This window comes from Amnibacterium setariae (assembly GCF_003581425.1).
Taxonomy (GTDB): Bacteria; Actinomycetota; Actinomycetes; order Actinomycetales; family Microbacteriaceae; genus Amnibacterium; species Amnibacterium setariae.
Window position 1 is genome coordinate 1,186,612 of the sequence record NZ_QXTG01000002.1, and the last position, 23,720, is coordinate 1,210,331.

27 protein-coding genes are annotated in these 23,720 nt (G+C 75.2%); 10 read left to right on the forward strand and 17 right to left on the reverse strand.

The features are described 5' to 3' along the window. Positions 1-190: 190 nt before the first annotated feature. Positions 191-757, forward strand: a complete 567-nt coding sequence (locus D1781_RS13705) for a hypothetical protein (protein WP_119482786.1) — start codon at positions 191-193, stop codon at positions 755-757. Positions 758-886: 129 nt separating this feature from the next. Here D1781_RS13705 and D1781_RS13710 read toward each other — a convergent pair whose 3' ends face one another. From D1781_RS13710 to D1781_RS13755, 10 genes are all read right to left on the reverse strand, one after another. Next, the gene (locus D1781_RS13710) at positions 887-2,635 is read right to left on the reverse strand and encodes a DEAD/DEAH box helicase (protein ID WP_119482787.1); all 1,749 of its coding nucleotides are present in this window, start codon (positions 2,633-2,635) and stop codon (positions 887-889) included. Positions 2,636-2,728: 93 nt separating this feature from the next. Continuing rightward, positions 2,729-3,781, reverse strand: a complete 1,053-nt coding sequence (locus D1781_RS13715; protein ID WP_199706607.1) for a TIGR03617 family F420-dependent LLM class oxidoreductase — start codon at positions 3,779-3,781, stop codon at positions 2,729-2,731. Then, positions 3,760-5,772, reverse strand: a complete 2,013-nt coding sequence (locus D1781_RS13720) for an aldo/keto reductase (protein WP_119482789.1) — start codon at positions 5,770-5,772, stop codon at positions 3,760-3,762. Before D1781_RS13720 ends, D1781_RS13715 begins: the two co-directional genes overlap by 22 nt. A gap of 176 nt (positions 5,773-5,948) precedes the next feature. Further along, positions 5,949-6,245 carry a putative quinol monooxygenase gene (locus D1781_RS13725; RefSeq protein WP_119482790.1) on the reverse strand — a complete coding sequence of 99 codons (297 nt, stop codon included), beginning with the start codon at positions 6,243-6,245 and terminating at the stop codon, positions 5,949-5,951. Between the two features lie 63 nt (positions 6,246-6,308). Continuing rightward, positions 6,309-6,920, reverse strand: coding sequence for a DnaJ family domain-containing protein (locus tag D1781_RS13730; protein WP_119482791.1), 612 nt, complete (start codon positions 6,918-6,920; stop codon positions 6,309-6,311). Positions 6,921-6,972: 52 nt separating this feature from the next. Then, a complete protein-coding gene (locus D1781_RS13735; RefSeq protein WP_119482792.1) occupies positions 6,973-7,722 on the reverse strand; it encodes a hypothetical protein in 750 nt (249 codons plus the stop codon). Beyond that, positions 7,719-8,312, reverse strand: coding sequence for an RNA polymerase sigma factor (locus D1781_RS13740; protein WP_158590101.1), 594 nt, complete (start codon positions 8,310-8,312; stop codon positions 7,719-7,721). The genes D1781_RS13735 and D1781_RS13740 overlap by 4 nt, the downstream gene beginning before the upstream one ends. Before the next feature lie 63 nt (positions 8,313-8,375). Then, positions 8,376-9,827, reverse strand: coding sequence for a serine/threonine-protein kinase (locus tag D1781_RS13745; protein ID WP_147392102.1), 1,452 nt, complete (start codon positions 9,825-9,827; stop codon positions 8,376-8,378). Positions 9,828-9,940: 113 nt separating this feature from the next. Beyond that, positions 9,941-10,111, reverse strand: coding sequence for a CsbD family protein (locus D1781_RS13750; protein ID WP_119482795.1), 171 nt, complete (start codon positions 10,109-10,111; stop codon positions 9,941-9,943). Positions 10,112-10,166: 55 nt separating this feature from the next. Further along, positions 10,167-10,652 carry an Asp23/Gls24 family envelope stress response protein gene (locus tag D1781_RS13755; protein WP_119482796.1) on the reverse strand — a complete coding sequence of 162 codons (486 nt, stop codon included), beginning with the start codon at positions 10,650-10,652 and terminating at the stop codon, positions 10,167-10,169. A gap of 147 nt (positions 10,653-10,799) precedes the next feature. On the opposite strand from D1781_RS13755, the gene D1781_RS13760 reads away from it, so the two are divergent. Genes D1781_RS13760 through D1781_RS13770 form a run of 3 tightly spaced genes read left to right on the forward strand, consistent with a single transcriptional unit; the run spans position 10,800 to position 12,213 of the window. After that, positions 10,800-11,351 (forward strand): RNA polymerase sigma factor, encoded by a 552-nt coding sequence (locus D1781_RS13760; protein WP_158590102.1) that lies wholly within the window; start codon positions 10,800-10,802, stop codon positions 11,349-11,351. Further along, a complete protein-coding gene (locus D1781_RS13765; RefSeq protein ID WP_119482798.1) occupies positions 11,348-11,941 on the forward strand; it encodes an Asp23/Gls24 family envelope stress response protein in 594 nt (197 codons plus the stop codon). The genes D1781_RS13760 and D1781_RS13765 overlap by 4 nt, the downstream gene beginning before the upstream one ends. After that, the gene (locus D1781_RS13770) at positions 11,938-12,213 is read left to right on the forward strand and encodes a hypothetical protein (protein WP_119482799.1); all 276 of its coding nucleotides are present in this window, start codon (positions 11,938-11,940) and stop codon (positions 12,211-12,213) included. The genes D1781_RS13765 and D1781_RS13770 overlap by 4 nt, the downstream gene beginning before the upstream one ends. A gap of 13 nt (positions 12,214-12,226) precedes the next feature. Here the strand turns inward: D1781_RS13770 and D1781_RS13775 are convergent, their stop codons facing one another. The 3 genes from D1781_RS13775 to D1781_RS13785 form a co-directional block, all read right to left on the reverse strand. Then, a complete protein-coding gene (locus tag D1781_RS13775) occupies positions 12,227-12,547 on the reverse strand; it encodes a hypothetical protein (RefSeq protein WP_147392103.1) in 321 nt (106 codons plus the stop codon). 88 nt (positions 12,548-12,635) lie between these two features. Beyond that, complete coding sequence (locus tag D1781_RS13780) at positions 12,636-13,481, reverse strand: helix-turn-helix transcriptional regulator (protein ID WP_119482801.1); 846 nt, start codon at positions 13,479-13,481, stop codon at positions 12,636-12,638. Positions 13,482-13,574: 93 nt separating this feature from the next. Beyond that, positions 13,575-14,513: an SDR family oxidoreductase gene (locus D1781_RS13785; RefSeq protein WP_119482802.1), complete on the reverse strand. Its 939-nt coding sequence runs from the start codon at positions 14,511-14,513 to the stop codon at positions 13,575-13,577. Between the two features lie 178 nt (positions 14,514-14,691). On the opposite strand from D1781_RS13785, the gene D1781_RS13790 reads away from it, so the two are divergent. After that, positions 14,692-15,444, forward strand: a complete 753-nt coding sequence (locus D1781_RS13790; protein WP_233551346.1) for a FadR/GntR family transcriptional regulator — start codon at positions 14,692-14,694, stop codon at positions 15,442-15,444. Positions 15,445-15,582: 138 nt separating this feature from the next. Further along, positions 15,583-16,344, forward strand: coding sequence for an SDR family NAD(P)-dependent oxidoreductase (locus tag D1781_RS13795; RefSeq protein ID WP_119482803.1), 762 nt, complete (start codon positions 15,583-15,585; stop codon positions 16,342-16,344). Positions 16,345-16,365: 21 nt separating this feature from the next. Here D1781_RS13795 and D1781_RS13800 read toward each other — a convergent pair whose 3' ends face one another. Continuing rightward, positions 16,366-17,667, reverse strand: coding sequence for an L-fuconate dehydratase (locus D1781_RS13800; protein ID WP_119482804.1), 1,302 nt, complete (start codon positions 17,665-17,667; stop codon positions 16,366-16,368). 1 nt (position 17,668) lies between these two features. Then, positions 17,669-18,658, reverse strand: coding sequence for an aldo/keto reductase (locus D1781_RS13805; RefSeq protein ID WP_119482805.1), 990 nt, complete (start codon positions 18,656-18,658; stop codon positions 17,669-17,671). Positions 18,659-18,784: 126 nt separating this feature from the next. Between D1781_RS13805 and D1781_RS13810 the strand changes: the two genes are divergently transcribed. Genes D1781_RS13810 through D1781_RS13825 form a run of 4 tightly spaced genes read left to right on the forward strand, consistent with a single transcriptional unit; the run spans position 18,785 to position 22,123 of the window. Next, complete coding sequence (locus D1781_RS13810) at positions 18,785-19,813, forward strand: zinc-dependent alcohol dehydrogenase (RefSeq protein WP_119482806.1); 1,029 nt, start codon at positions 18,785-18,787, stop codon at positions 19,811-19,813. Continuing rightward, positions 19,810-20,568: an SDR family oxidoreductase gene (locus D1781_RS13815; protein ID WP_119482807.1), complete on the forward strand. Its 759-nt coding sequence runs from the start codon at positions 19,810-19,812 to the stop codon at positions 20,566-20,568. The genes D1781_RS13810 and D1781_RS13815 overlap by 4 nt, the downstream gene beginning before the upstream one ends. Further along, positions 20,565-21,197: a bifunctional 4-hydroxy-2-oxoglutarate aldolase/2-dehydro-3-deoxy-phosphogluconate aldolase gene (gene eda, locus D1781_RS13820; protein WP_119482808.1), complete on the forward strand. Its 633-nt coding sequence runs from the start codon at positions 20,565-20,567 to the stop codon at positions 21,195-21,197. Before D1781_RS13815 ends, eda begins: the two co-directional genes overlap by 4 nt. After that, complete coding sequence (locus tag D1781_RS13825; protein WP_119482809.1) at positions 21,194-22,123, forward strand: sugar kinase; 930 nt, start codon at positions 21,194-21,196, stop codon at positions 22,121-22,123. Before eda ends, D1781_RS13825 begins: the two co-directional genes overlap by 4 nt. Before the next feature lie 37 nt (positions 22,124-22,160). Here D1781_RS13825 and D1781_RS13830 read toward each other — a convergent pair whose 3' ends face one another. Together D1781_RS13830 and D1781_RS13835 are read right to left on the reverse strand one after the other, a co-directional pair. Continuing rightward, positions 22,161-22,514 (reverse strand): L-rhamnose mutarotase, encoded by a 354-nt coding sequence (locus D1781_RS13830; RefSeq protein WP_233551348.1) that lies wholly within the window; start codon positions 22,512-22,514, stop codon positions 22,161-22,163. Next, on the reverse strand, positions 22,511-23,692 hold the full coding sequence (locus tag D1781_RS13835; protein ID WP_119482810.1) for a mandelate racemase/muconate lactonizing enzyme family protein: 1,182 nt from the start codon (positions 23,690-23,692) through the stop codon (positions 22,511-22,513). Before D1781_RS13835 ends, D1781_RS13830 begins: the two co-directional genes overlap by 4 nt. Positions 23,693-23,720: the final 28 nt, after the last annotated feature.

Genomic DNA, 23,720 nt, shown 5'->3' on the forward strand with positions numbered 1-23,720 from the left:
CGGCCGGTGCTCGGCCCGCGACCGGCGTCGGGAGCACACGGTGCCCGGGGTTCCCGGGGGGCGTGCCCTCGCGCGATAGCCCACTCCCCTGACAGGGAGGCTCGGCGGACGTGCACCGGACGCGGACCTCGCACCGTGCCCGGGCCCAGGCACGTCGCGCACGGTGGCCCGCACGGACGAAGGAGGACACATGTCTGAACGGAACACCCTCGTGCACTCGTTGCACGACCTCGGACTGGCGGCCTGGTTCGGCGGCGGGCTCATGGGCGTCGTCGGCCTGAACGGCGCGGCGTCGAAGGCGAAGGACCCGACGGAGCGCCTGCGGCTCTCCTCGATCGGCTGGGGCAGGTGGGCCCCGGTCCAGTTCGCCGCGATCGCGGTGCACGGCATCGGCGGCATCGGCCTGATCCTGGGCAACAAGGGTCGGCTCGCGAGCCAGGGCGAGGCGCGCTCGAACACGGCGGTCAAGCTGATCGTCACCGGCCTCGCGGGCGCCGCGAGCGTCGCGGCCGGGCTGGCCGGCACGCAGATCGCGAAGCACTCGGACGAGGGCGCCGTCAGCGTCACCGAGCCGAGCGGCGGCGCGTCCGACGAGCTGAAGACCGCGCAGCGCAACGAGAAGTGGCTGCAGTGGTCGATCCCGGTGCTGACCGGCGTGCTGCTGGTGCTCGGCGCCCAGCAGAGCGAGCAGTACCGCCCCGCGGCGGGCTTCGGCGAGAGCGTCCTGAAGAAGGCGAAGGGCGTCGTCGGCCGCTGACGATCCCGATGGTCCCACCTCGCTGATCGAGGTGCGGAGCGCAGCGGAGCCTGGAGATCACCATGGTCTCGAGGTCCGCTGCGCTCGCACCTCGACCGGCGGAGCGGTGACGGGTGTTCGGGGGCTGGGCTAGCGGTCGCGCTGCGGACGGCGCGGGCGGTCGCCCGTACCGCCGGCGCGACGCAGGGGGCCGCCATCGCGGCGCAGCTTGATCAGCTGGCCGCTGATCCGCGTGCCGGACAGCTTGTCGAGCACGTCGCCGGACAGGTCGACGGGCAGCTCGATCAGCGAGAAGTCCTGGCGGATGTCGATCCCGCCGAAGTCGTCGCGGGTGAGCCCGCCCTCGTTCGCGAGGGCGCCGATGATCTGGCGGGGCTCGACGCGCTGACGCCGACCCACGTCGAGGCGGTAGGTCGTCCGCGGGCCGGACGACGACGACCGGCTGCGCCGCTCGGACGTGCTGCCGCGGTCCGGGCGGTCGACATCGAAGCGCTCGAAGCGCTCCTTGCGGTCGTCCTCCGGCGAGAGCAGCAGCGGGGTGTCGCCCTGCGCGACGACCGCGAGCGCGGCGGCGACGTCCGCCTCCGGCACGTCGTGGTGCTCCACGTAGTGGGCGATGATGTCGCGGAACCGGGCGATGCGGTCGGTCTGCTCGAGCGCGGCGGTGATGCCGTCGTCGAAGCGGCCGAGGCGGGTCGCGTTCACGTCCTCCGCCGTCGGCAGCTGCATCTGCGTGAGCGGCTGGTGCGTCGCCCGCTCGATCGAGGTGAGCATCCGCCGCTCGCGCGGCGTGACGAAGCTGATCGCCTCGCCGGACCGGCCCGCGCGGCCCGTGCGGCCGATGCGGTGCACGTACGACTCGGTGTCGATCGGCAGGTCGTAGTTCACGACGTGGCTGATCCGCTCGACGTCGAGCCCGCGGGCGGCGACGTCGGTGGCGACGAGGATGTCGAGCTTCCCGGACCGCAGCTGGTTGACCGTCTTCTCCCGCTGCGCCTGCGCGACGTCGCCGGAGATCGCGGCCGCGGTGTAGCCGCGGGCGCGGAGCTTCTCCGCGAGCGTCTCGGTCTCGTTCTTCGTGCGGACGAAGACGATGACGCCCTCGAAGTTCTCGACCTCGAGGATGCGGGTGAGCGCGTCGATCTTCTGCGGGTAGGAGACGACGAGGTAGCGCTGCGTGATCGTGGCGGAGGTCGTGGTCGTCGTCGCGACCGTGATCTCCTCCGGGTCGTGCAGGTACTGCTGCGAGATGCGGCGGATCTGCGACGGCATCGTCGCGGAGAAGAGCGCGACCTGCTTCGTGTCCGGGGTGTCCGCGAGGATCGTCGCGACGTCCTCCGCGAAGCCCATCTTCAGCATCTCGTCGGCCTCGTCGAGCACGAGGTACTTCAGCTCGGAGAGGTCGAGGGTGCCCTTCTCCAGGTGGTCCATGATCCGGCCGGGGGTGCCGACCACGATGTGGACGCCGCGGCGCAGCGCGGACAGCTGCTGCCCGTACCCCTGGCCGCCGTACACGGGCAGGATGCTGACGCCCTTCAGGTGCGCGGCGTAGCTCTCGAACGCCTCGCACACCTGCAGGGCGAGCTCGCGAGTGGGGGCGAGCACGAGGGCCTGCGGCGCGCTCTGCGCGAGGTCGAGGCGGGAGAGGATCGGCAGGGCGAACGCGGCCGTCTTGCCGGTGCCGGTCTGGGCGCGGCCGACGACGTCGCGCCCCGCGAGGAGCGTCGGGATCGTGGCGGCCTGGATCGCGGACGGCGTCTCGTAGCCGACGTCCTTCAGGGCCTTGAGGACGGGCGCGGCGAGACCGAGGTCGGCGAACGAGGGCACGGCGGGAGCAGGATCGGTCACGTCCTGCTCGATCGAGTCAGGAGCGGGCATCCGAGAAGGGTACCGGGCGCCGGTGCGCCCCACTTGCTCACGCTTCTGGACGCCGCGTCCTCGGATCGGCGTCCAGAAGCGTGAGCACTTCGGTCAGGGGGCGCGGAGGGCGGCGACGAGCGCCGTGCGGGTCTGCGCCGCGATCGGCGCGCTGGAGCTGAAGGACAGCCGCGTGACGAGGCCGCCGAAGCGGCGCCGCAGCTCGGCGGCGACCTGGTCGGCCGTGCCGACGGCCGCGAACGCCTCGAGCACGTCGTCGTCGACCAGGTCCGGCATCGCGTCCCACTCGCCGCGCCGCGACGCCGCGTGGAGGCGGTCGTGCAGGTCCTCCCAGCCGTGCGCCGCGAGCACCGGCAGGTAGGCGGGCGTGCTGCCGTAGAAGGCGATCTGCCCCTTCGTCGCCCGGATCGCCGCGTCGAGGGCGGGTCCGTCGTCCCCGATGGCGACGAGCGCGGGCAGCGCGACGCCGATGCCCGCGGCGTCGCGGCCCGCGGTCTCGGCGCCGCGCCGGAGCGCCGGGAGGCTCACCTCCGCCAGGTAGCGGGCGGTCGTGAAGCTGTGGGCGTGGAGGCCGTCGCCGACCTCGCCCGCGACCTCCGTCATCCGCTCCCCGACCGCGGCGATCCACACGGGCGGCGGCCCGCCGGGCAGCGGCCGCGGGCTGAAGAACGGGGTCATGAGCGTGTGCGTGTAGAACTCGCCCTGGAAGCGCAGCGGCTCCCCGGTCTGCCAGGTCGCCCAGATCGCGCGCACCGCCCGGACGAACTCGGCCATCCGCGCGGCCGGCTTCGACCACGGCATCGAGAACCGCCGCTCGATGTGCGGGCGCACCTGCGAGCCGAGGCCGAGCAGGAAGCGGCCGCCGGAGATCGCCTGCAGGTCGAAGGCGCTCTGCGCGACGGTCATCGGCGTGCGGGCGAACGCGACGGCGATCGTGCTGAGCAGCTCGATGCGGCTCGTCTCGCGGGCCGCGAGCGCGAGGGAGAGGAACGGGTCGTGGCTCGTCTCGGCGGCGCCGACGCCGTCGAAGCCGGCGGCCTCGGCCTCGGCCGCCCGCTCGGCGAGGGCGAGCGGCTCGATGCCCGGGTCGCCGCCGACGTCGAGCTTGAAGGGGCGCTCGACGCTCACGCGCGCAGGTCCAGCCACGCGACCTGCTCCGGCGCGAGCTCGACCGACAGGCCCCGCATCGACGAGCGGGCCTCGGTGATCGACCGCGGGCCGAACAGCGGGAACGTCGGGAAGGGCTGCGCGAGGACGTACGCGAGGGCGACCGCGGTGGCGGGCACGCCGAGCTCCTCCCCCAGCTGCTGCGCCCGGCGCAGCCGCTCGAAGTTGTCGTCGCTGTAGTAGCAGCGGACGAGCTCCTCGTCCTCGAGGAAGTCCGGCCGCGCGCGGGCGAAGAAGCCGCGCGCCTGCGACGACCAGGGCAGCAGCGGCACCTGCCGCTCCTCCAGCCACCGCTTCGACGCCGGGTCCGTCGCGTGCCGGCAGCCGGCCCACGGCACGTCGTACGCCTCGGCGAGGCCGAAGTGGTTGCTGAGCACCGCGAGCGGCTCCCGCCCGTTCGCCGCCGCCCAGGCGTTCGCCTCGTCGAACCGCTCCAGGCGCCAGTTCGAGACGCCGTAGACGCGGATGCGGCCCGCGCGGCGGTGCTCGTCGAGCACGTCGACGAACTCCCCGACCGGCACGCTCTCGTCGTCCCGGTGCATCAGGTAGACGTCCGCGTAGTCGGTGCCCTGCCGCTCGAGGCTCTCGAGCAGCTGCCGGCTGAGCGACTCGGGGTCGCAGTGCGGCGTGTGGGCGCCCTTCGTGATGACGACGACGTCCTCGCGGATCCCGCGGTTCTGGATCCACCTCCCGAGCCGGCGCTCGAGGGCGCCGTCGCCGTAGATCCACGCGGTGTCGAAGGCGTTCCCGCCGCGCTCGACGAAGTGGTCGAAGAGGGCGGAGGCGTGCGCGAGGTCCGGCTGGTTGTCGACGCCGAGGACCAGGCGCGACATGCGCTTGCCGACGCCGGGGATCTCGCCGTAGCGCATGGGGTTGTCGGGCTCGACGCGCAGCGGGCGCCGCGAGACGGTCGGGATGTCGGCGTCCTCCGCCTCGAACGGGTAGCGCAGGCCGATGGCGGCCCGCCAGCGGTCGAGCGTGTGCGCGGCCGCGAGGGTCTCGTCGAGCGTCATCTCCGCGGCCTCGACCTCGCCGGCGGCCGCGACGCGGGCGGTCGCCTCCGCCTCGAGCGAGTAGGGGCGGTCGACGGGGAAGGACAGGGAGCGCGGCTCCTCGTCGGCGACCTCGATCTCGACGCGCGGGTCCTCGCCGACCGCCCACGGCAGCGGCAGGTGGATGCGGCCCTTCGAGCCGAACACGGTGAGGTCGTTGCGGTCCTGCACGCGCACGCCGCTGCGGATGGAGGCGGTCACGCCGCCGCGGTACACGAGGTCGGCGACCGCCCACTCGTCGACGCCGGTCGGTCCGATGCTGCCGGAGGCGGTGAGCTCGACGGGCTCCGCGACGGGCACCCCGGTGGCGGTCGCGGCGATGAGCGCGGCGTACGTGAGCGGGTAGCAGCCGACGTCGAGGATGCCGCCGCCCGCCGTCGCCTGCTCGTACAGCCGGCCGGTGCGGTCCGGGTTGCGGAACGCGAAGGACGCGTCGATGTGCTGCACGGTGCCGATCGCGCCGCTGCGGATCAGGTCGAGCACCGCGGCGGTCTGCGGGTGGAACCGGTACACGAACGCCTCGACGAGCGGCACGCCCGCGGTGCGCGCCGCGTCCACCATCGCCATCGCCTCGCCGTGGTTCACGCCGAGGGGCTTCTCGCAGAGCACGGGCTTGCCCGCGGCGATCGCGTCGAGCACGAGCTGCGCGTGGCCCGGGTGCACGGTCGCGACGTAGACGGCGTCGACGCGCGGGTCGGCGAGCGCCTCCGCGTACGTGCCGGCGCTCGCGTCGCCGAAGCCGAGGTCGGCGGCCCACTCGACGAAGGAGGCGGACCGGGCCGGGTCGCTGCTGCCGACCGCGACGAGCGCGCCGGTGCTGCCGACGAGGTCCGTGACGAAGGTCCGCGCGATGCCGCCGGGGCCGAGCACCGCCCAGCCCGTCGTCGCGCCGCTCCCGGTCGTCCCCGCTGCTGACATCGTCGTCCTCCCGCCGGCGCCGTGTCCGTCCACGGCCGCCGCTCGACGCTACGCAGGGGGTTCGCGGATCCGCAATTCCGGGGCGACGCGCCGCGTGAGACGGGTCCCGGACCGGCGTGTCGGCTCGGATCTGCGGATCCGCGCAAGATCTGCGGATCCGCGAGTCAGCGGGGAGGTCAGAGGGTCGAGCGGATCTCGCTGCGCCAGAGGGTCGGCGGAGCGGCGAGCAGGTCGCCGAGGCCCGACGCGCCCTCGGGCGTCGCCCGCCAGGCGCGGTAGGCGTCGTCGCGCTCGACCGACGTCCAGCGCTCGACGACCGTCACGTGCGCCGGGTCGGCGACGTCGTGCAGCACCTCGATGCCCTCGTTGCCGTCGAACGCGCGGGTGTCCGCGAGGATCGCGTCGAGCGCGGCGGGCGCGCCGTCGAGCACGTCGTCGCGGAGGCGCAGTTCGAGGATCGAGATGACGGCCACGGGGTTCCTCCTGATTCGGGTCGGTCCCGCGATCGTAGGTCGGGCCGACCGGGAGGATCCGGGTCAGCCCGCCCGGCGGGCCCGCCGTTCGCGGCGTCGCTCCCGCCACGTCATCGCGGCGAGCCGGGCGGCCTCGCGGGCCCGCTCCTCCTCCGCGGCGCGCTCCCGCGCGGCCCGGCGCTCGGCCGCGCGCACGCGCCACGCCGCGACCTCCGCGTCCACGTCCCGCGGGCGCGTGATCACGGGGGGCCCGCCGAGCAGCTGGCGCCGCGCCTCCTTGACGCGCCGGTTGAAGTCGTCGAGCGCCTCGCGGACGGCGGTCTCGGTCGGCAGCGCGTCGAGGCGCTCGAGCATCCCGGCGTCCTCGGTGCGGAGCGTCAGCGCGGGCGGACCGAGGCCGGTCAGCTGCTCCCGCTCGATCTTGCGACGGATCCACCAGTCCGGGTCGCGCACCCCGCCGAGGTCCTGCAGCGGCTTGCCGGCGCCGGGGAGGCCGTCGAAGTCGCCGCGCCGCATCGCCTGCTGGATCGCGATCTCGACGGCCTGGGCCCGCTCGTCCATCGTCGGCTGCCCGCGGTCCGACGGGTCGTCGGGCTCCTCGGCGCTCCGCGCATCGCGGTCCAGCCGGTAGCGGGCCGTGCTCAGGCGCGGGTCGTTCGGGCGTGGTCTCGTCATCAGCAGGAGGACTCCTCCTCCCACGGTAACCGCCGCGCCTGGACCGCCCGCGTCAGTGCGCGTCGTCCTGGCCCATGAGGTGCACCGAGCGGCCGTGGCAGCCGGCCGTGCGCCAGTCGTACGGCTGGTCGGTCTGCGGTCCGTAGTAGGCGTCCGAGAAGGCGGCCTTCTGGGCGGCCGTCATCCCGGCCGTGGCGATCCCGTGGGCGTGCTCGTAGACCGGGTCGTACAGGAACCCCTTGCCGGCCATGCAGTGCATGTCGAGGACGGCCTCCTCGCCCCAGATCTCGCCGAACCCGATCGACGCCGTCCAGGAGCGGATCTCCGCGTCCGTGCGGACCCGAGCGCCGGTCGGGCCGACGAGCCCGGAGGCGCTGCCCGCGCCGGAGGTCGGCGGCGGGGTCGCAGGGGTGGTCGGCGTCGCCGGCGGCGTCGACACCGGTGCCGTCGGCGGGGCGGTGGTCGCCGGGGGCGGACTCGTCGGCGGCGTGGTCGCCGTCGCGCTCGGCGACGGGGAGTCGAGGGGCGACGCGGTCGGAGGCGCGTCGGCGGTCGGCGAGGTGATCCCCGCGGGAACCTCGTCGGGCGCGGAGGTCGGCCGCAGCACGGTCACCCCGACGGCGGCCGCGGCGACCAGCGCGGTCACCCCGGCGACGGCGGCGAGCTCCATGGTCCACGACCGGCGGGAGCGCGGCGCTCCCCCGCCGGCACCGGCGCCGACGGGCCGGGCGAGGCGCACGCGGCGCTCGAGCTCGGCCTGCGCGGCCGCGGCGAAGACGGGGTCGGGCGTCGAGCGGATCATGAGGCGGACTCCTTGACGAGGCGGGCCGAGGCCCGCGGCACGGGGGCGTCGTGCTCGAGCAGCACCCGGAGGCGGGTGCGGGCCCGGACGAGCCGCATGCGGGCGGCGCCCGGGTTCAGGCCGACGGCCGCGCCGGCCTCGGCGGTGGTGAGGCCGTCGATGACGGTGAGGGTGACGAGCGCGGCGTCCGTCGCCGACATGCGGCGCAGCGCGGCGCCGATCTCACGGCGCAGCTCGCGGCGCTCCAGCGCGTCGGTCGCGGTCTCGGCCGCGTCCTCCGCCTCCTCCCGCGGCAGCTGCGCGAGCACCCGCTGGTAGCGGATCGCGCCGCGGACGCGGTTGCGGCTCAGCAGCGTCGCCGTGGCGAGCAGCCAGGGCAGCACCGACCCGTCGACGAGGTGGACGTCGGCGCGGCGCCGCCACAGCTCGAAGAACGCGGAGGCCATGACCTCGTCGGCGTCGGCGGGGAGGACGACGAGCCGGAGCGCGTGGCGGAAGACCCGGCGGTGGTGCCGCTGGAACAGCTCGCCGAACGCCCGCTCGTCCGCGACGAGGGCGCGCGACCACTCGACCTCATCGCTCTGGAGCACCGTCACACCCGGGTATGTCCGGACCGCGCCGGAGTGTCACACGCGGTTCCTCCGTCCGACCGATCAGTCGTCGAGCGAGAGGGCGCGGCGCACCGCGCGGCGCAGGCCGAGGTCCGCGACGAGGAGCGCCGCGGTGTCCTCGAGCGCCGCGCGGGCGGCGTCGTCCCAGGCCCGCGGGGCGCGGTCGAGCAGCACCAGCGAGCCGGCGACCGTGCGGTCCGCGTTCTGCAGCGGCACCGCGGCGACGGCCCGCACCCCGCCGCCGAGCACGAGGGGGTGCGCGCGGAGGTCGCGGTCCTGCCACGCGTCCTCGACGAGGACGGCGCCGGACCGGGCGGCCCGCAGGACCGGCAGCCCCTCCGGCGACGCGGTCGCGGCGCCGGCGCGGGCGGCGACGGTCTGCCCGGCCGCGGGGTCGCCGAGCAGGGCGATCGCGGCCGTCGCGCCGGACGCGCCGAGCAGCAGCCGGAGGGCGGCGTCGAACGCGGCGCTCGCCTGCTGCGGCGGCCCGTCGACGACGGGCGGCTCGGCGGCGGGTGCGGCGCCGCCCGGCCGCAGCTCCAGCAGCATGTCGACGAGGATCTGCTGCAGCTCGACCGCGAGGTCGTACAGCCCGACCCGGTCCGCCGGGCGTCGGGCGGTCATCCGGCGCAGCAGGTCCGCGAGCCGGGGCGGGATCCCCTCCGGGATCTCCGGGTCGCGGTCGAGCCGCGCGAACGCGCTCCTCGTCACCGATCCCGGGAAGACCACGCGGCCCGTGATCGCCTCGATCATCACGAGGCCGAGCGAGTACACGTCGCTCGCGGGCTCGGCGTCGAGCCCCTCCACCTGCTCGGGGCTCAGATACGCCGCCGTGCCGGTGGTGAACTCGCTGAGGTCCGGCTCCCCCACCCGTGCGGCGATGCCGAAGTCGGTCAGCTTCGCGACGACGGGTCGCGCGCTGCGCAGGCCGGAGATGAGGATGTTGCTCGGCTTCACGTCGCGGTGCAGGAAGCCGACCTGGTGCATGTGGTCGAGGCCCTCGGCGATGTCGAACCCGAGCCAGCAGGCGTCCGCCGGCGTCATCGGGCCGCGCCGGAGCCGCTCGTTCAGCGCCTCGCCCGGCACGTACTCCATGACGAGGTAGAGCTGCCGCCCCTCCGGGCCCTCGTCGATGCCCGCGTCGAGCAGCGTGGTGAGGGCGTAGTGGTTCAACGACGCGCTCACGCGGGCCTCGACGCGTTCGAGGCTGCCCGCGTCGGGCGGGGCGACGCGACTGTGGAAGACCTTGACGGCGACCTCGCGGCCGAGCAGGCCGTCGTGCGCGGCGTACACGTTGGCCTCGCCGCCGGAGCCGAGCACGCGGCGCAGCTCGTAGCGCCCGGCCAGCACGATCGGCGCGGTGGTCGCCGGTGCGAGCGGCTCGGAGGCCCGGACGTCCGCGGCCTGGACGGCCGGATCGGCGCTGCGACGCCGGAAACCGAGCGCGCGTGCGGCGCCGCGGGGTCGGCGGAGCGGCGGCACCTCTGCCGTCACGGCGTCCTCCTCACCTGCCCCGTCGCACGGAGCGCCGTCGTGCGAACCATACGCCCGCACGCAGACATCGGGCGCGGGCGGCCGTCCGGCCGCCCGCGCCCGATGGGTCGTGATCAGCGGAACGCGTCCTTCACGTCCTCGCCGACCTTCTTGGCCTGCGCCTTGGTCTGGTCGGCGCGACCCTCGGCCTCGAGGGACTCGTTGTCCGTCGCCTTGCCGACGGCCTCCTTGCCCTTGCCGACCAGGTTCTCGGCCGCGTTCTTGATCTTGTCGTCGAGCGCCATGCGCTGCTCCTCTCTCGTTCTTCCTCTGGGGATCGCCGATGGATGCGGCGACGTCTTACCGGACGCGCGCGGGCTCGGCCTTCGCGTCGTCCTCGCCGGGCACGTCGATGTCGGCGATCGTGATGTTCACCTCGGTGACCTCGAGGCCCGTGAGCTGCTCCACCGCGTCGATCACGGCGCTGCGGACGTCGTCCGCGAGGCCGTGCAGCGGCACCGGGTACTCGGCGATCACGACCAGGTCGACCGCGGCCTGCTTCTCGCCGACCTCGACGGACACGCCCTGCCCGCGGTCCTGGCCGCCCACGCGGGAGCGGAGGGCGCCGATCGCCCGGGCCGCGCCGCCGCCGAGGTCGTGCACGCCGGCGACGGAGCGCGCAGCGATGCCGGCGATCTTCTCGACGACCGAGTCGTCGATCGTCGTGGTGCCGATCGTGGTCGCCTCGGTCGTCGCGCCCGTGGGCTGCGCGGGGGTGCGCTTCGCCGCAGGGCTCGCCGCCGTGGTGGTCGTCGCGCCGGTCGTGGTCGGGGTCGTGTTCGACATCCGGTTCGGTCCTCCTTCTCGTGCGGGACCTGCTCGGTCCCGCCTCGTTCTCGTGCGTCATGAGGAAGGAGGCGACCGATGCGGGGATCCTCACATCGTCCAGCGGACTCCCAGAAAAAAGCGTGCACTCGGCCGCATCCTCTCTGCATGGAATCCACCGGCGCGAGCGGGGACCTCCTCGCGCTGGCGGGAGACGGCCTCCTCGCCGGCCGCGCCGCGGACGGCGACAGCCGCGCGTTCGGCATCCTGATCAGGCGGCACGCGCCCGTGCTCCGCGCGTACGTGAACCGCATCACGCGGCGCCCGTCCGACACCGACGACGTGCTGCAGGAGGTCGCGCTGGCGGCGTGGCAGGCGCTGCCGCAGCTGCAGAACCCGGACGCGGTGAAGGGCTGGCTCTTCCGCATCGCGGAGCGGCAGGCGTTCGCGATGCTGAGGAAGCAACCCCAGACCGCGGAGATCGACGAGGAGCTACCGTCCGCAGACGACTCCCTCGCCCGCTTCGACGACCGCGACCTGCTCCGCGGGGCGCTCTCCCGGCTGCCCGCGCAGCAGGCGCGGGTGTGGGTGCTCCGCGAGGTGGGCGGCCTGTCCTACGACGAGATCGCGGAGGAGCTCGACGTGCCGGTGAGCACCGTCCGCGGCGCCCTCGTGCTGGCCAGGAAGAAGCTCCTCGACGTGATGGGAGGAACAGCATGACCGATGCACGACCGCCCAGCGGCCCCTTCGAGGACCTCGACGGGCACACGCTCGACGAGCTCGTCGACTACCTCGATCGCGGGCGCACGCCCCTCGACCCGGGCATCGAGGCCTCCCCGGCCTGCCGGATCGCGCTCGCCGGGCTCGAACGCCTGCGCCTGATGGCCGGCGGCCTGCTCGAGGAGGACGCCGCCCTCGAGCGGACCCACCCGGACTGCTGGATGACCACGGTGCTGGACCGCATCTCCCTCGAGGCGCGACCCGGCCGCCGCTTCCCGGTGCCCGGCCTGCCCCCGGGCACCGAGGCGACCGTGACGGAGGGCGCGCTGCGCGGCCTCGTCCGTGCGGTCGGCGACTCCGTCCCGGGCCTGCTCACCGGCCGGGTGCGGATCGAGCCGCAGGAGCCGGGCGACCGGATGGACCTCGACATCGAGGTGTCGATGTTCTACGGCTTCCCGATCGAGGACACCGTCGCCGAGTTCCGGCGCCGGGTCGTCGAGATCCTGCCGCGGCAGGCGCCCTTCACCGTCGGCCGCCTCGACGTGCGGGTCGCGGACGTCGTCGAGCTGCCGGGAGCGGGAGCGCCGTGACCGACCAGCTCGAACCCGCGGCGAAGGACGCGGTGACGGTCGCCGTCTCCGCCGTGCCGGGCGTCCGCGTGCTGTACCCCCTGTCCGGCCTGCCGGGCTCGGCCGTGGTCCGCCTCCGCGACCACGAGGACGCCCTCACCTGCGAGCTCCGGCTGGCCACCGACGCCGCGGTGCCCGCGCGGGAGGTCGTGCAGGGCGCCGCGGGCGCCGCCCGTCGTGCGCTCGGGCGCGAGGACGTCGTCGTGCGGCTGGAGATCGCCTCCATCGAGTGAGGTCGGCCCGCGCTCATGCGATGCGCACCGGCGCGGGGCCGGCGGGCGCGAAGCGCCGCCGGAACTCCTCGTCGTCGAGCACGACCGCGCCGCGCGGTCCGACCGCCGCGCCCACCACGAGCCAGTCGCCCGCCATGAGCTGCCGTTCGATCCCTCGGACCTCGAGCTCGAGGTGACCGGCGCGGTCGCCCCATCCGCGGTACTCGATCCGGCGCCGCACGACGAGCGGCGGCTCCAGGGCGTCCGCCCAGTCCGCCATCGCCGACGCCGAGGCCGCCGTCCCGTCGAACCGGTGCGCCTCGACCCGGAGCGGTCGCAGTCGGAACCGACCCACCGCACTCCCCTCCTCCGCGGACCGTCGGTCGGTCCACCGGGAGAAGGAGTCGCGGAACGGCCCGATCGTCACGCCGCGTCGAGAATTCTCACGATCCCGCGGTCGCCGCGCGGTGGCCGACCATGGAGAGCAGCTGCAGCTTGTCCGCGTCCTCCGAGCCCGGCTCCGCGGTGAGCACCAGCAGCGTCTGGTTCTGCTCGAGGTCGGAGAGCACCTGGCACTGCAGGGTCATGACCCCGACCTCGGGGTGCTGCAGGCGCTTGTCCTGCGGCGGCCGCGCGCCGACCTCGTGGACCGCCCAGAGCCGCGCGAACTCCGGGCTGCCGGACAGCATCGCGTCGACGATCTCCGCAGCCGGGGAGCCGGGCCCCAGCTTCGCGAGCGCCGCCCGGGTGTCCGCGACGAAGAGGCGGGAGGTCGCGGCGTGGTCCTCCTCCGGGTACACGTCGCGCGAGGACGGGTCCATGAACCAGCGGTAGGCGATGCTCCGCATCGGGCCGCGGAACCGGGTCTCATCGCCGAACAGGGCCCGCGCGGGCCCGGTCTGCACGAGGGTCTCCCCCATCTCCCCCATCACCTGCGCAGGCGTGTCGGCGAGGCGGTCGAGCACGCGCATGAGGCCGGGCGTCACGTGCTGGCTGCGCATCCGGCGGGCCGGCGCGGTGTGGCCCGCGAGACGGAACAGGTGGTCGCGCTCGTCGAGGGTGAGGCGGAGCCCGCGCGCCATCGCGGCGAGCATCTGCACCGACGGCTGCGGCCCCCGCGCCTGCTCGAGCCGGCTGTAGTAGTCGACGGACATGTCGCACAGCGCCGCGACCTCCTCGCGGCGGAGCCCCTCCGCGCGCCGCCGCGCGGAGCGGCCGAGACCGACGTCCTCCGGCTGCAGCGCCTGCCGTCGACGCCGGAGGAAGTCGGCCAGCTGCGCCCGGTCCATCACGTGCCTCCTGCTCCTGGGACGGCGTCCGCCGCCCCTCGATGCTCGCGCGGAACCGGGCGGACGGTCCAGGGACCGCCGATCCCCCGCTCGTCAGCGGGGCGCGCGGACCCCGGTCAGGCGCTCCGACTCCGCCCAGATGCGCTTCGCATCCTCCTCGCTGCGGAGCCGCGAGTAGAGCCGCTGCTCCGCGGGCGCGCCGCCGAGGTGCAGCGGTCCGCCCGGACCGAAGAAGCGGCCCCCGTCCTCGCCCGGGCGCGTGGCCGCGAGCACCGCGGGCAGCGCCGCGGACTCCGCGGTGCCGAGCAGGATCCCGCGCCGCGACAGGCCGCGGATCACGCGGAGCGCCGCGGTGTCCCGCTCGCGCCCCATTCCGGGCTGCGCCGCGAGGAGGTTCGTGGGCGTGACGCCGGGGTGCGCGAGGTCGCTGCGGATCCCCCACCCCGCCGCCGTGCTCCGACGCTGCAGCTCGAGGCCGAACAGCCCGAACGCGATCTTCGAGGAGCTGTACGCGCGGCCCGGGTGGTACGAGCGCTCCTGGTTCAGGTCGTCCCAGAGGACCGCGCCGGAGTTCGCCGCGACGCTGATCTGCGAGACGACGCGGGCTCGGCCCGCCTGCAGCAGCGGCAGGAGGCGCAGGACCAGCGCCGCGTGGCCGAGGTGGTTCGTGCCGAGCTGGAGCTCGAAGCCGTCCGCCGTCGCCCGGCGCGTCGGCGGGGTCATCAGGCCGGCGTTGCCGACCAGCATCTGCAGCGGCCGCCCCTCCGCGAGCAGCGCGTCCGCGAGCGCCTCGACGGACGCGAGCGAGGCGAGGTCGAGCGGGCGGACCTCGATCCGCGCGCCGGGGACGGCGGACCGGATCCGATCGGCGGCGGCCGCGCCCTTCGCGGCGGAGCGGACGGGCAGCAGCACCTCCGCGCCCGCGCGGGCCAGCCGGCTCGCGATGTGGAACCCGATGCCGTCGCTGCCGCCGGTCACGAGCGCGGTGCGTCCCGTCTGGTCGGGCACGGCGATGTCGATGCTCCGGGGCATCCCGGTCTCCCTCCTCCCGGCGGCGGTCGCCGCCGGACGTCGACCAGGCTGCCGCGGCTCCGCGCCCGCGGGCAGGCCGGGCTCGTCCGCGGATCGGCGATCCCTCCTTCGCGCGGCGCGGGGGCGGGGTGGCAGGTCGGCGGGACGGCGGACGTCGACGGCTCCCTACGATGAGCGCGTGAGCGACGACACGGCCGACGGCGAGGCAGCACGGAGCCAGACCGACGTGGTCGTCGAGGGCGTGAAGGCGATGATCGTCTCGGGCGAGCTGCGCCCCGGCGACCGGCTGCCCGTCGAGAAGGACCTGGCGGCGCGGCTCCGCGTCTCCCGGGGCTCGCTGCGCGAGGGCGTGCGGGCGCTGGCGACCCTCGGCGTGCTGCACACGCGGCAGGGCGCGGGCACCTACGTCACGTCGCTCGACGCCGCGGCGCTGCTCGGCCCGATGGGGCTCTTCGCGGAGCTCCGCGGCGAGGAGCAGGCGCACGACCTGCTCGGCGTCCGCCGCGTGCTCGAGGCGGAGAGCGCCGCCCGTGCGGCCCGCCTGCGGACCGAGGAGGACCTCGCCGAGCTGCGCGCGATCCTCGACGGCGTCGACGAGCTGCTGCGGGCGGGCGGCGAGCTGGACGCCCAGGCGTTCATCGACGCGGACACGCGCTTCCACACGACGATCGCGCGAGCGAGCGGCAGCCCGACCCTCGCCGCGCTCATCGACGGGCTCGTCGGGCGGACGCTGCGGGCGCGCCTGTGGCGGGCGATCACCGAGCAGCACGCGAACGCCGAGACGCAGCGGGAGCACCGCGCGGTGCTCGCCGAGCTCGAGGCGGGCGAGCCCGAGCGGGCCCGGGTCCGCATGTCCGTCCACGTGCTCGGCGTCGAGGAGTACGCGGACAGCCACGACGCGGAGGGCTACCCGCCGGCCGGAGCGGCATGAGCGCGAGGTGATCTCGAGTCCCTCGGTCGGGAACACCGCCCGTGGGGCCCATCGCTCCGCTCGCACCTCGGTCAGGGGAGGGGCGTCGGCGCGTCCGTAGGATCGCACTGGCCGACGGCGGCCGGGGACGGAGCGGACATGGGCGAGTTCGACGGGCTCAGGGCGGTCGTGACGGGCGGCGCGTCCGGGATCGGCCTCGCCACCGCGCTGGCCCTCCGAGAGGCGGGCGCGGCGGTCGCCGTGCTCGACCGCTCCACCGACGTCCCGGACGGGCTGCACGCCGTCGAGGCCGACGTCGCCGATCGCGCCGGCGTCGAGTCGGCCGTCGCGGCCGCGGCGGAGGCGCTCGGCGGCATCGACGTGCTCGTCAACAACGCGGGGATCTCCGCCGTCGGCACCGTCGAGGACAACGACGACGCCGAGTGGGCGCGGGTGCTCGACGTGAACGTGACCGGGATGGCCCGCGTCACCGCGGCCGCCCTGCCCTGGCTGCGCCGCTCGTCGCGCGCCTCGGTCGTCAACCTCTGCTCCCTGGCCGCGCTGCACGGCCTGCCGCAGCGCGCGCTCTACGCCGCGAGCAAGGGCGCGGTGCTCGCGCTGACCTACGCGATGGCGACGGACCACGTGTCGGAGGGCATCCGCGTGAACTGCGTGCGCCCGGGCACGGTCGCGACGCCGTTCGTGGACCGGATGCTGCAGCGCTTCCCCGACCCGGCGAAGGAGCGCGCGGCGCTCGACGCGCGGCAGGCCACCGGGCGCATGGTCACGCCGGAGGAGGTCGCCGGCGCGATCCTGTACCTCGCGAGCCCGCGGTCGGGCTCGACCACGGGCACCGCGCTCGACGTGGACGGCGGCGCCTCCCACCTCCACCCGCGCCCGGTGCAGGCGACGCAGGACTGAGGCGGGGCCGAGCCCGCCCGCTCAGCGGGACGACCAGTACGACCCGCTCGGGTAGACGTACTCCGCGACCGACGCGTCGAGCATGCGCGCGCTGTAGCCCGGCTGCGACGGCAGCACGTACTTGCCGTCGATCACGACGCACGGGTCCGTGTAGTGCTCGTGCAGGTGGTCGACGAACTCCGTCACGCGACCCTCGAGGCTGCCGGAGACCGCGACGTAGTCGAAGACGGAGAGGTGCTGCACGAGCTCGCACAGCCCGACGCCGCCCGCGTGCGGGCAGACCGGGACGCCGAACTTCTTCGCCAGCAGGTAGACGGCGATGATCTCGTTCGGCCCCGCGAGCCGCGCCGAGTCGAGCTGGCAGAAGTCGATCGCCTCCGCCTGGAAGAGCTGCTTGAAGAGCACGCGGTTCATGCCGTGCTCGCCGGTCGCGACGCCGACGGGCGCGACCGCCCGCCGGATCGCGGCGTGGCCGAGCACGTCGTCCGGGCTCGTCGGCTCCTCGATCCAGAGCGGGCGGAACTCCGCGAGCCGCTCCATCCAGGCGATCGCCTGCGGCACGTCCCACACCTGGTTCGCGTCGATCATGAGGTCGACGTCCCAGCCCACGACCTCCCGCGCGATCGTGAGCCGCCGCACGTCCTCCTCGAGGTCGGCGCCGACCTTGAGCTTCAGGTGGTGGTAGCCCGCGTCGACCGCCTCCTGCAGCAGACGCCGCAGCTTGTCGTCGCTGTAGCCGAGCCAGCCCGCGCTCGTCGTGTAGCAGGGGTAGCCGCCCGCCGCCTCGAGCTCGGCGATCCGCTCGGCCCGCGTCGGCGCGAGCTCCTCGAGCATCGCCACCGCCTCGTCGCGCGTGAGGGCGTCGGAGAGGTAGCGGAGGTCCGCCGCGTCGACCAGCTGCTCCGGCGTCATGTCGACGAGGAGCCGCCACAGCGGCTTCCCCGCGCGCCGGGCGGCGAGGTCCCACACCGCGTTCATCACGGCGGCCATGCCGAGGTGCTCGACGCCCTTCTCCGGGCCCAGCCAGCGCAGCTGGCTGTCCGACGAGAGCTCCCGGTAGATGCCCCCGAGGTCGCCGACGACCTCGTCGACGTCGCGGCCGATCAGGGGCGCGGCGCGCTGCTCCGCGGCGGCGCAGCAGAGGTCGTTCCCGCGCCCGATGGTGAAGGTGAAGCCGTACCCGGCGACGTCGGGGTCGTCGGTCTCGAGCACGAGGTACGCGGCGGAGTAGTCGCCGTCCTTGTTCATCGCGTCGGAGCCGTCCTGCGACAGCGAGGTCGGGAAGCGGACGTCGTAGGTGCGGGCGGCGGTGATCGTCGGCATGTCAGGACTCCGGTGTCGTGGCGGTTCTGCGGAGGAGACCGGCGGCCTCGAGGTCCGTCCAGACAGCATCGGGCACGACGGTCGCGGCGCGCGCGACGCCCTCGGCCACCTGCCCCGGGTCGCGGAGGCCGAGGAGCGTCGAGACGACCGCCGGGTGCCGCTGCGGGAACACCGTGGCGACCTCCGGCAGCGTCACGCCGTGCGCCTCGCAGACGTCGGCGATGCGGTTCGCGCGCGCGACGACCTCGGGCGGCGCCGCGGCGTAGTCGTACTGCGCGTCGGCGGGCGGGCGGCGCGTGCTGAGCAGCCCGGAGTTGTAGACGCCGCCGACGACGACGCCCACGCCCCGCTCGAGCGCGGCGGGCAGGAGGTCGTCCTCCGCGCCCTGCTCGAGCAGCGTGTACCGGCCCGCGCAGAGCACGAGGTCGACGTCGGTCTCGCGGACGAAGCGCGTGAGCATGGCCGACCGGTTCATCCCCGCGCCGATCGCACGGACCACGCCCTGGTCCCGCAGCTCGACGAGCGCGGCGACACCGGTCGTGGACGCCTCCGCCCAGTGCGCGTCGGGGTCGTGGAGGTAGACGACGTCGACGCGGTCGACGCCGAGCCGCTCGAGGCTCTGCTCGAGCGACCGCAGCACGCCGTCGCGGCTGAAGTCCCAGCGCCGCACCGTGGTCGCCTCGACGGCGAAGCCCTGGTCGTCCTGCCGCCCGGCGCCGCCCGGGTCGGGCACGAGCAGCCGCCCGACCTTGGTCGAGAGCACGTACTCGTCGCGCGGCCGACCGGCGAGAGCGGCGCCGAGCCGGCGCTCCGCGAGGCCCACGCCGTAGTGCGGGGCGGTGTCGAAGTACCGGACGCCGGCGGCCCAGGCCGCGTCGACGGTCGCCGCGGCCTCCTCGTCCGTGGTCGCGGTGTAGAGGTTGCCGAACGGCGCGGTGCCGAGCCCGAGCGTCGGGAGCCCCGGCGAGGGCCTCGTCGTGTCCTGCGTCATGTCGCCGTTTCCGATCCGAGACATCGGATCACTTCGTCGGGATCTGGCTGCTTTGGCCGGTGTTCGACCGCCGCCGAGCATAATAGGTCGGGTGTTTCCCGTCAGGGGATCGAGAACGGAGCGTCGATGCTGACCGCGCAGTACGTCGGGGACCGGACCGTCGAGACCAGGGAGGCGGAGCCCGTCGCCCCCGGGCCGGGCGACGTGCGGATCCGTGTCGCCTACACCGGACTCTGCGGCACGGACCTCCACGTCTTCCACGGGAGCATGGACGCCCGCGTGACCACGCCGCTCCCGTTCGGCCACGAGATGAGCGGCACGGTGGAGTCCGTCGGCGCCGACGTCACCTCAGTCGCGCCCGGCGACGCCGTCACCGTGATGCCGCTCGACTGGGACGGCACCTGCCCCGCCTGCCTGGCCGGCAACCAGCACGTCTGCCAGAACCTCGACTTCATCGGGATCGACTCCCCCGGCTCCCTCCAGGAGCTGTGGACCGTGCCCGAGCGCGTCGTCGTGCCGATGCCCGCCGGGGTCCGCCTCGACCACGCCGCCCTCGTCGAACCGGTCGCGGTCGCGGTGCACGACGTGCGCCGCTCCGGCCTCGTCGAGGGCGAGAAGGCCGTCGTCATCGGCGGCGGCCCGATCGGGCTGCTCATCGCCACCGTCGCGCGGCGCTTCGGCGGCGACGTCGTCGTCGCCGAGGTCGACGCGAACCGCCGTGCGCAGGTGGAGGCGCTCGGCTTCACCACGCTCGACCCGCGCGCGGTCGATCAGGTCGCACGGGTCGAGGAGTGGACCGGCGGCGCCGGCGCCGACGTCGTGTTCGAGGTGTCCGGAGCGGCGAAGGCCGTGCTCGGGGCGACCTCGCTCGCGAAGGTCCGCGGCCGCCTCGTCGTCGTCGCGATCCACCCCACGCCTCGGGAGATCGACCTGCAGCGCCTGTTCTGGCGCGAGCTCACGATCATCGGCGCGCGCGTCTACGAGCGGCAGGACTTCGAGACCGCCGTGCGCCTCGTGGCCGACGGCGACGTCCCTGCGGACGTGCTGATCACGAAGATCGTGCCGATCACCGAGGTGCAGGAGGCGTTCGGCCTGCTCGAGCAGGGCGCCGCGATGAAGGTGCTCGTCGACGTGCAGTCCGGCGCCGGCGCATGAGCGGCCCCTTCGACCTGACCGGTCGGCTCGCGGTCGTCACCGGCGCGAAGCGCGGCATCGGCCGCGCGTTCGCGGAGGCCCTCGCGGCAGCGGGCGCCGACGTGATCGGCGTCAGCGCCACGATCGAGCCGGAGGGCAGCGCGGTCGGCGCCGCGGTCGAGGCGCTCGGCCGACGGTTCGAGGCGCGCGCGGTCGACTTCGCGGACCGCGCCGCGGTGGTCGCGCTCGGCGAGGAGCTCGCCGAGCGCCGGGTCGACGTGCTCGTCAACAACGCCGGGACGATCGAGCGGGCACCGGCCGCCGAGCACCCCCTCGAGCTGTGGGACCGGGTCCTCGAGGTCGACCTCTCCAGCCAGTTCGTGCTCACCCAGCTCGTCGCCCGCGGCATGCTCGCGCGCGGCGAGGGCCGCGTGATCTTCACGGCGAGCCTGCTCAGCTTCCAGGGCGGCATCAACGTGCCCGGCTACACCGCGGCGAAGTCGGGCGTTGCGGGCCTCGTCCGGGCGCTCTCGAACGAGTGGGCGGCGCGCGGCGTGACGGTCAACGGCATCGCGCCGGGCTACATCGCGACCGACAACACGGCCGCGCTGCAGGCGGACGCGGACCGGTCGCGGCAGATCCTCGAGCGCATCCCCGCCGGCCGCTGGGGCCGCGCGGACGATCTCGGCGGCGCCGTCGTGTTCCTCGCCTCCCCCGCCGCCGCGTACGTGACCGGCGCCGTCCTGCCCGTCGACGGCGGCTGGCTCGGCCGATGAGCGCCGCGACCGCCGTCCTCGGACGGGTCCGGGTCCTGCCGGTCGTCTCCCTGACGGACGCCGCGCTCGCACGACCGCTCGCCGAAGCCCTCCTCGCGGGCGGGCTGCCGATCGCCGAGATCACGCTCCGCACCCCGGCCGGGCTCGCCGCGATCGCGGCGGCGGCCGCCGTGCCGGGCTTCACGGTCGCCGCGGGCACGGTGCTGACCGCGGAGCAGGTCGACGCCTGCGTCGACGCGGGCGCCGGGATGATCGTCTCCCCCGGCCTCGACGACGCGGTCGTCGCCCGCGCGCAGGAGCGCGGGGCGGCGGCGGTGCCCGGCGTCGCGACGGCGACGGAGGTCCAGCGGGCGCTCGCGGCGGGCTGCACCGACCTGAAGCTGTTCCCCGCCGGCCTGCTCGGCGGACCGGACCTGATCCGCGCGCTCGGCGCACCGTTCCCGCAGGTCCGCTTCGTCCCGAGCGGCGGGGTGTCGGCGGCGACCGCGCCGGACTACGCGGCGCTCCCGAACGTGCTCGCCGTGAGCGGCAGCTGGATGGTGCCGGCGGACGCCGTCGCGTCGGACCCCGCCCGCATCACCGCGCTCGCCCGTGAGGCCGTCGCCGCCGTGTCCGCGCTCGTGCCATGAGCGTCCTGACCCTCGGCGAGGCGCTCGGCGTGCTCCACACGGGCGAGTCGATCGCGCACGCCTCGCACCTGCGGATCGGCACGGGCGGGTCGGAGGCGAACGTCGCCATCGGCCTCGCCCGGCTCGGGGCGCCGGTCGCGTGGCTCGGCCGCACGGGCGACGACGGGCTCGGCCGCCGCGTCGTCCGCGAGCTGCGGGCCGAGGGCGTCGACGTGCGCGCCGTGGTCGATCCCGCCGCGCCGACGGGCCTGCTGCTGAAGGAGACCGACGGCGCGGGCCGCACGGAGGTCGTCTACCACCGCCGCGGGAGCGCGGGCGGCCGGCTGGCGCCCGAGGACCTCGCCGCCGCGGACGGCGTCCCCGTCGAGCACCTCCACGTGACGGGCATCACCCCGGCGCTGTCGGCGAGCGCGGCGGCGACGGTCGACGCGGCGCTCGACCGGTGGTCGGGCGTCCCGGTCTCCTTCGACGTGAACCACCGCTCCCGCCTCTGGTCCGGCGAGACGGCCGCCCCCGCCTACCGCGCGCTCGCGGCCCGTGCGGACGTCGTCTTCGCCGGCTTCGACGAGGCGCTGCTGCTCGCGCCCGACGCGGCGGACCCCGAGGACGCGGCCCGCCGGATCGCGGCGCTCGGCCCCGCCGAGGTCGTCGTCAAGCTCGGGGAGGACGGGGCGCTCGCGCTGGTCGACGGCGAGGTGCTCCGGATGCCGGCCGTGCCCGTCCGGGTCGTCGACACCGTCGGGGCCGGCGACGCCTTCGTGGCCGGCTGGCTGGCCGAGCGCGTGCTCGGCCGCCCGGTCGAGGAGCGCCTCCGCACCGCCGTCCGCGCCGGCGCCGCCGCGTGCACGCACGCGGGCGACTGGGAGGGCTTGCCCTTCCGCCGCGACCTGGAGGCGCCGGTCGCCCTCGAGCCCGTCCGCCGGTGAGGGCGGGCCCGCCCCGAGCCGGGCGGGCCGCCGTGGCTCAGCCCTCGGGCGAGAGGTGCCAGACCTCGGTGAGGTCGCGCCACGGGCCGCCGGGCGCGCCCGGCTCCGGGTCGACCTGGCAGGGGCCGGTGAACGTCCACCACCGCTGCGTCTCGGGGTCCTCCCCGATGAAGGCGAGCGCGGCGTCGAGGTCGTCGCCGCGGTACTCGTAGTAGCCGATCAGCAGGTCGTCGCGCACGAAGATCGTGTAGTTCTCGAACCCCGCCTCGCGGAGGCGCTGCTCGACCGCGGGCCACACGTGGGCGTGCAGCTCGAGGTACTCCTCGCGCTTCTCCGGCGCGAGCCGCGTCATCTGGCAGACGCGGCGGACCGGGCGCTCCGCGGCGGTCATCGCCGGGCCTCGAGCGTCTCGACCACGGCGGGCGCGGAGTCCTCGGGCACGAGCCGGAGCCCGGCCCGGGCGGGGCGCACGTGCGGGCCGCTCGCCCGGGTCCACCCGGCCGCGGGCGTCAGGCCGAGGATCAGGGCCTCGTCGAGCACGATGCCCGCGCCCGGCTCGTCGCCGAGCACGATGCCGCCGTCCTCGATCCGCTGGTCGAGCGTCACGCCCAGCGGCTGGCCCAGGTCCTGGACCTCGGAGGTGAGGTGGTTGGGCATCGCGGTGGCCGCGGCGGCCGTCACGGAGGTGAGGCCGACGGGGCTGACGGGCAGGTCCTGCGCGTGCGCGATGGTCGAGACGCGCAGCGCGTGCGTGATGCCCCACGAGCCGTTGAACTGCACGACGTCGACCGCGTCGGCGGCGAGCAGCGGCCGGTACTGCTCCAGGCCGGTGAGGTTCTCCCCGGTCGCGACGCCGGCGTCGACGCTGCGGCGCACGTCGGCGAGGCCCGCCGCGTCCCAGCGCCGCAGCGGCTCCTCCACCCAGGTCAGGTCGACCGCCGCCTCGATCCGCCGGATGTGCCGCACCGCCTGCGAGCGGTGCCACGACTCGTTCGCGTCGAACATGAGCGCCGGGTCCGCGGAGTTGCGGCGCATCACGTCCTGCGCGATCCGCAGCCGGCGGATGTCGTCGGCGACGTTCCGGCCGCCCTTGATCTTCGCCTGCGAGAAGCCGGCGTCCGCGAACGCGGCGTAGAGGTCGTGGAGCTCGTCGTCGGTGAGGCCGAACTCGAGCCCGGACGCGTAGCCCGGCACGAAGCGGGACCGGCCGCCGAGCAGCCGCCACAGCGGCTCCCCCGCCGCCTTCGCCTTCAGGTCCCAGAGCGCCTGGTCGATCGCGCCGATCGCGGCGAAGACGAGGCCGTTGTGCCCGGTCTTGAACGCGAAGGCGAGCATCCGGTCGTAGAGCCCGGTGACGCTGCGCGGGTCCTCGCCGTCGACCGCCGGGAAGACCCGGTCGACGTCGGCGAGGGAGGAGGCGCTGAGCCCGATCCCCTCCACGCCCTCGTCGGTCGTCAGGACGAGCGCGTGGAGCGCGGTGCGCGTGCCCTCGCTGACCCCGTTCACGTCGCCGACGGGCCGGTGCCACTCGTGCTGCGTGGTCAGGATGCGGTAGCCGGTGATCTTCATGCGGTGGTCCTCGCGTCGATGCGGTGCG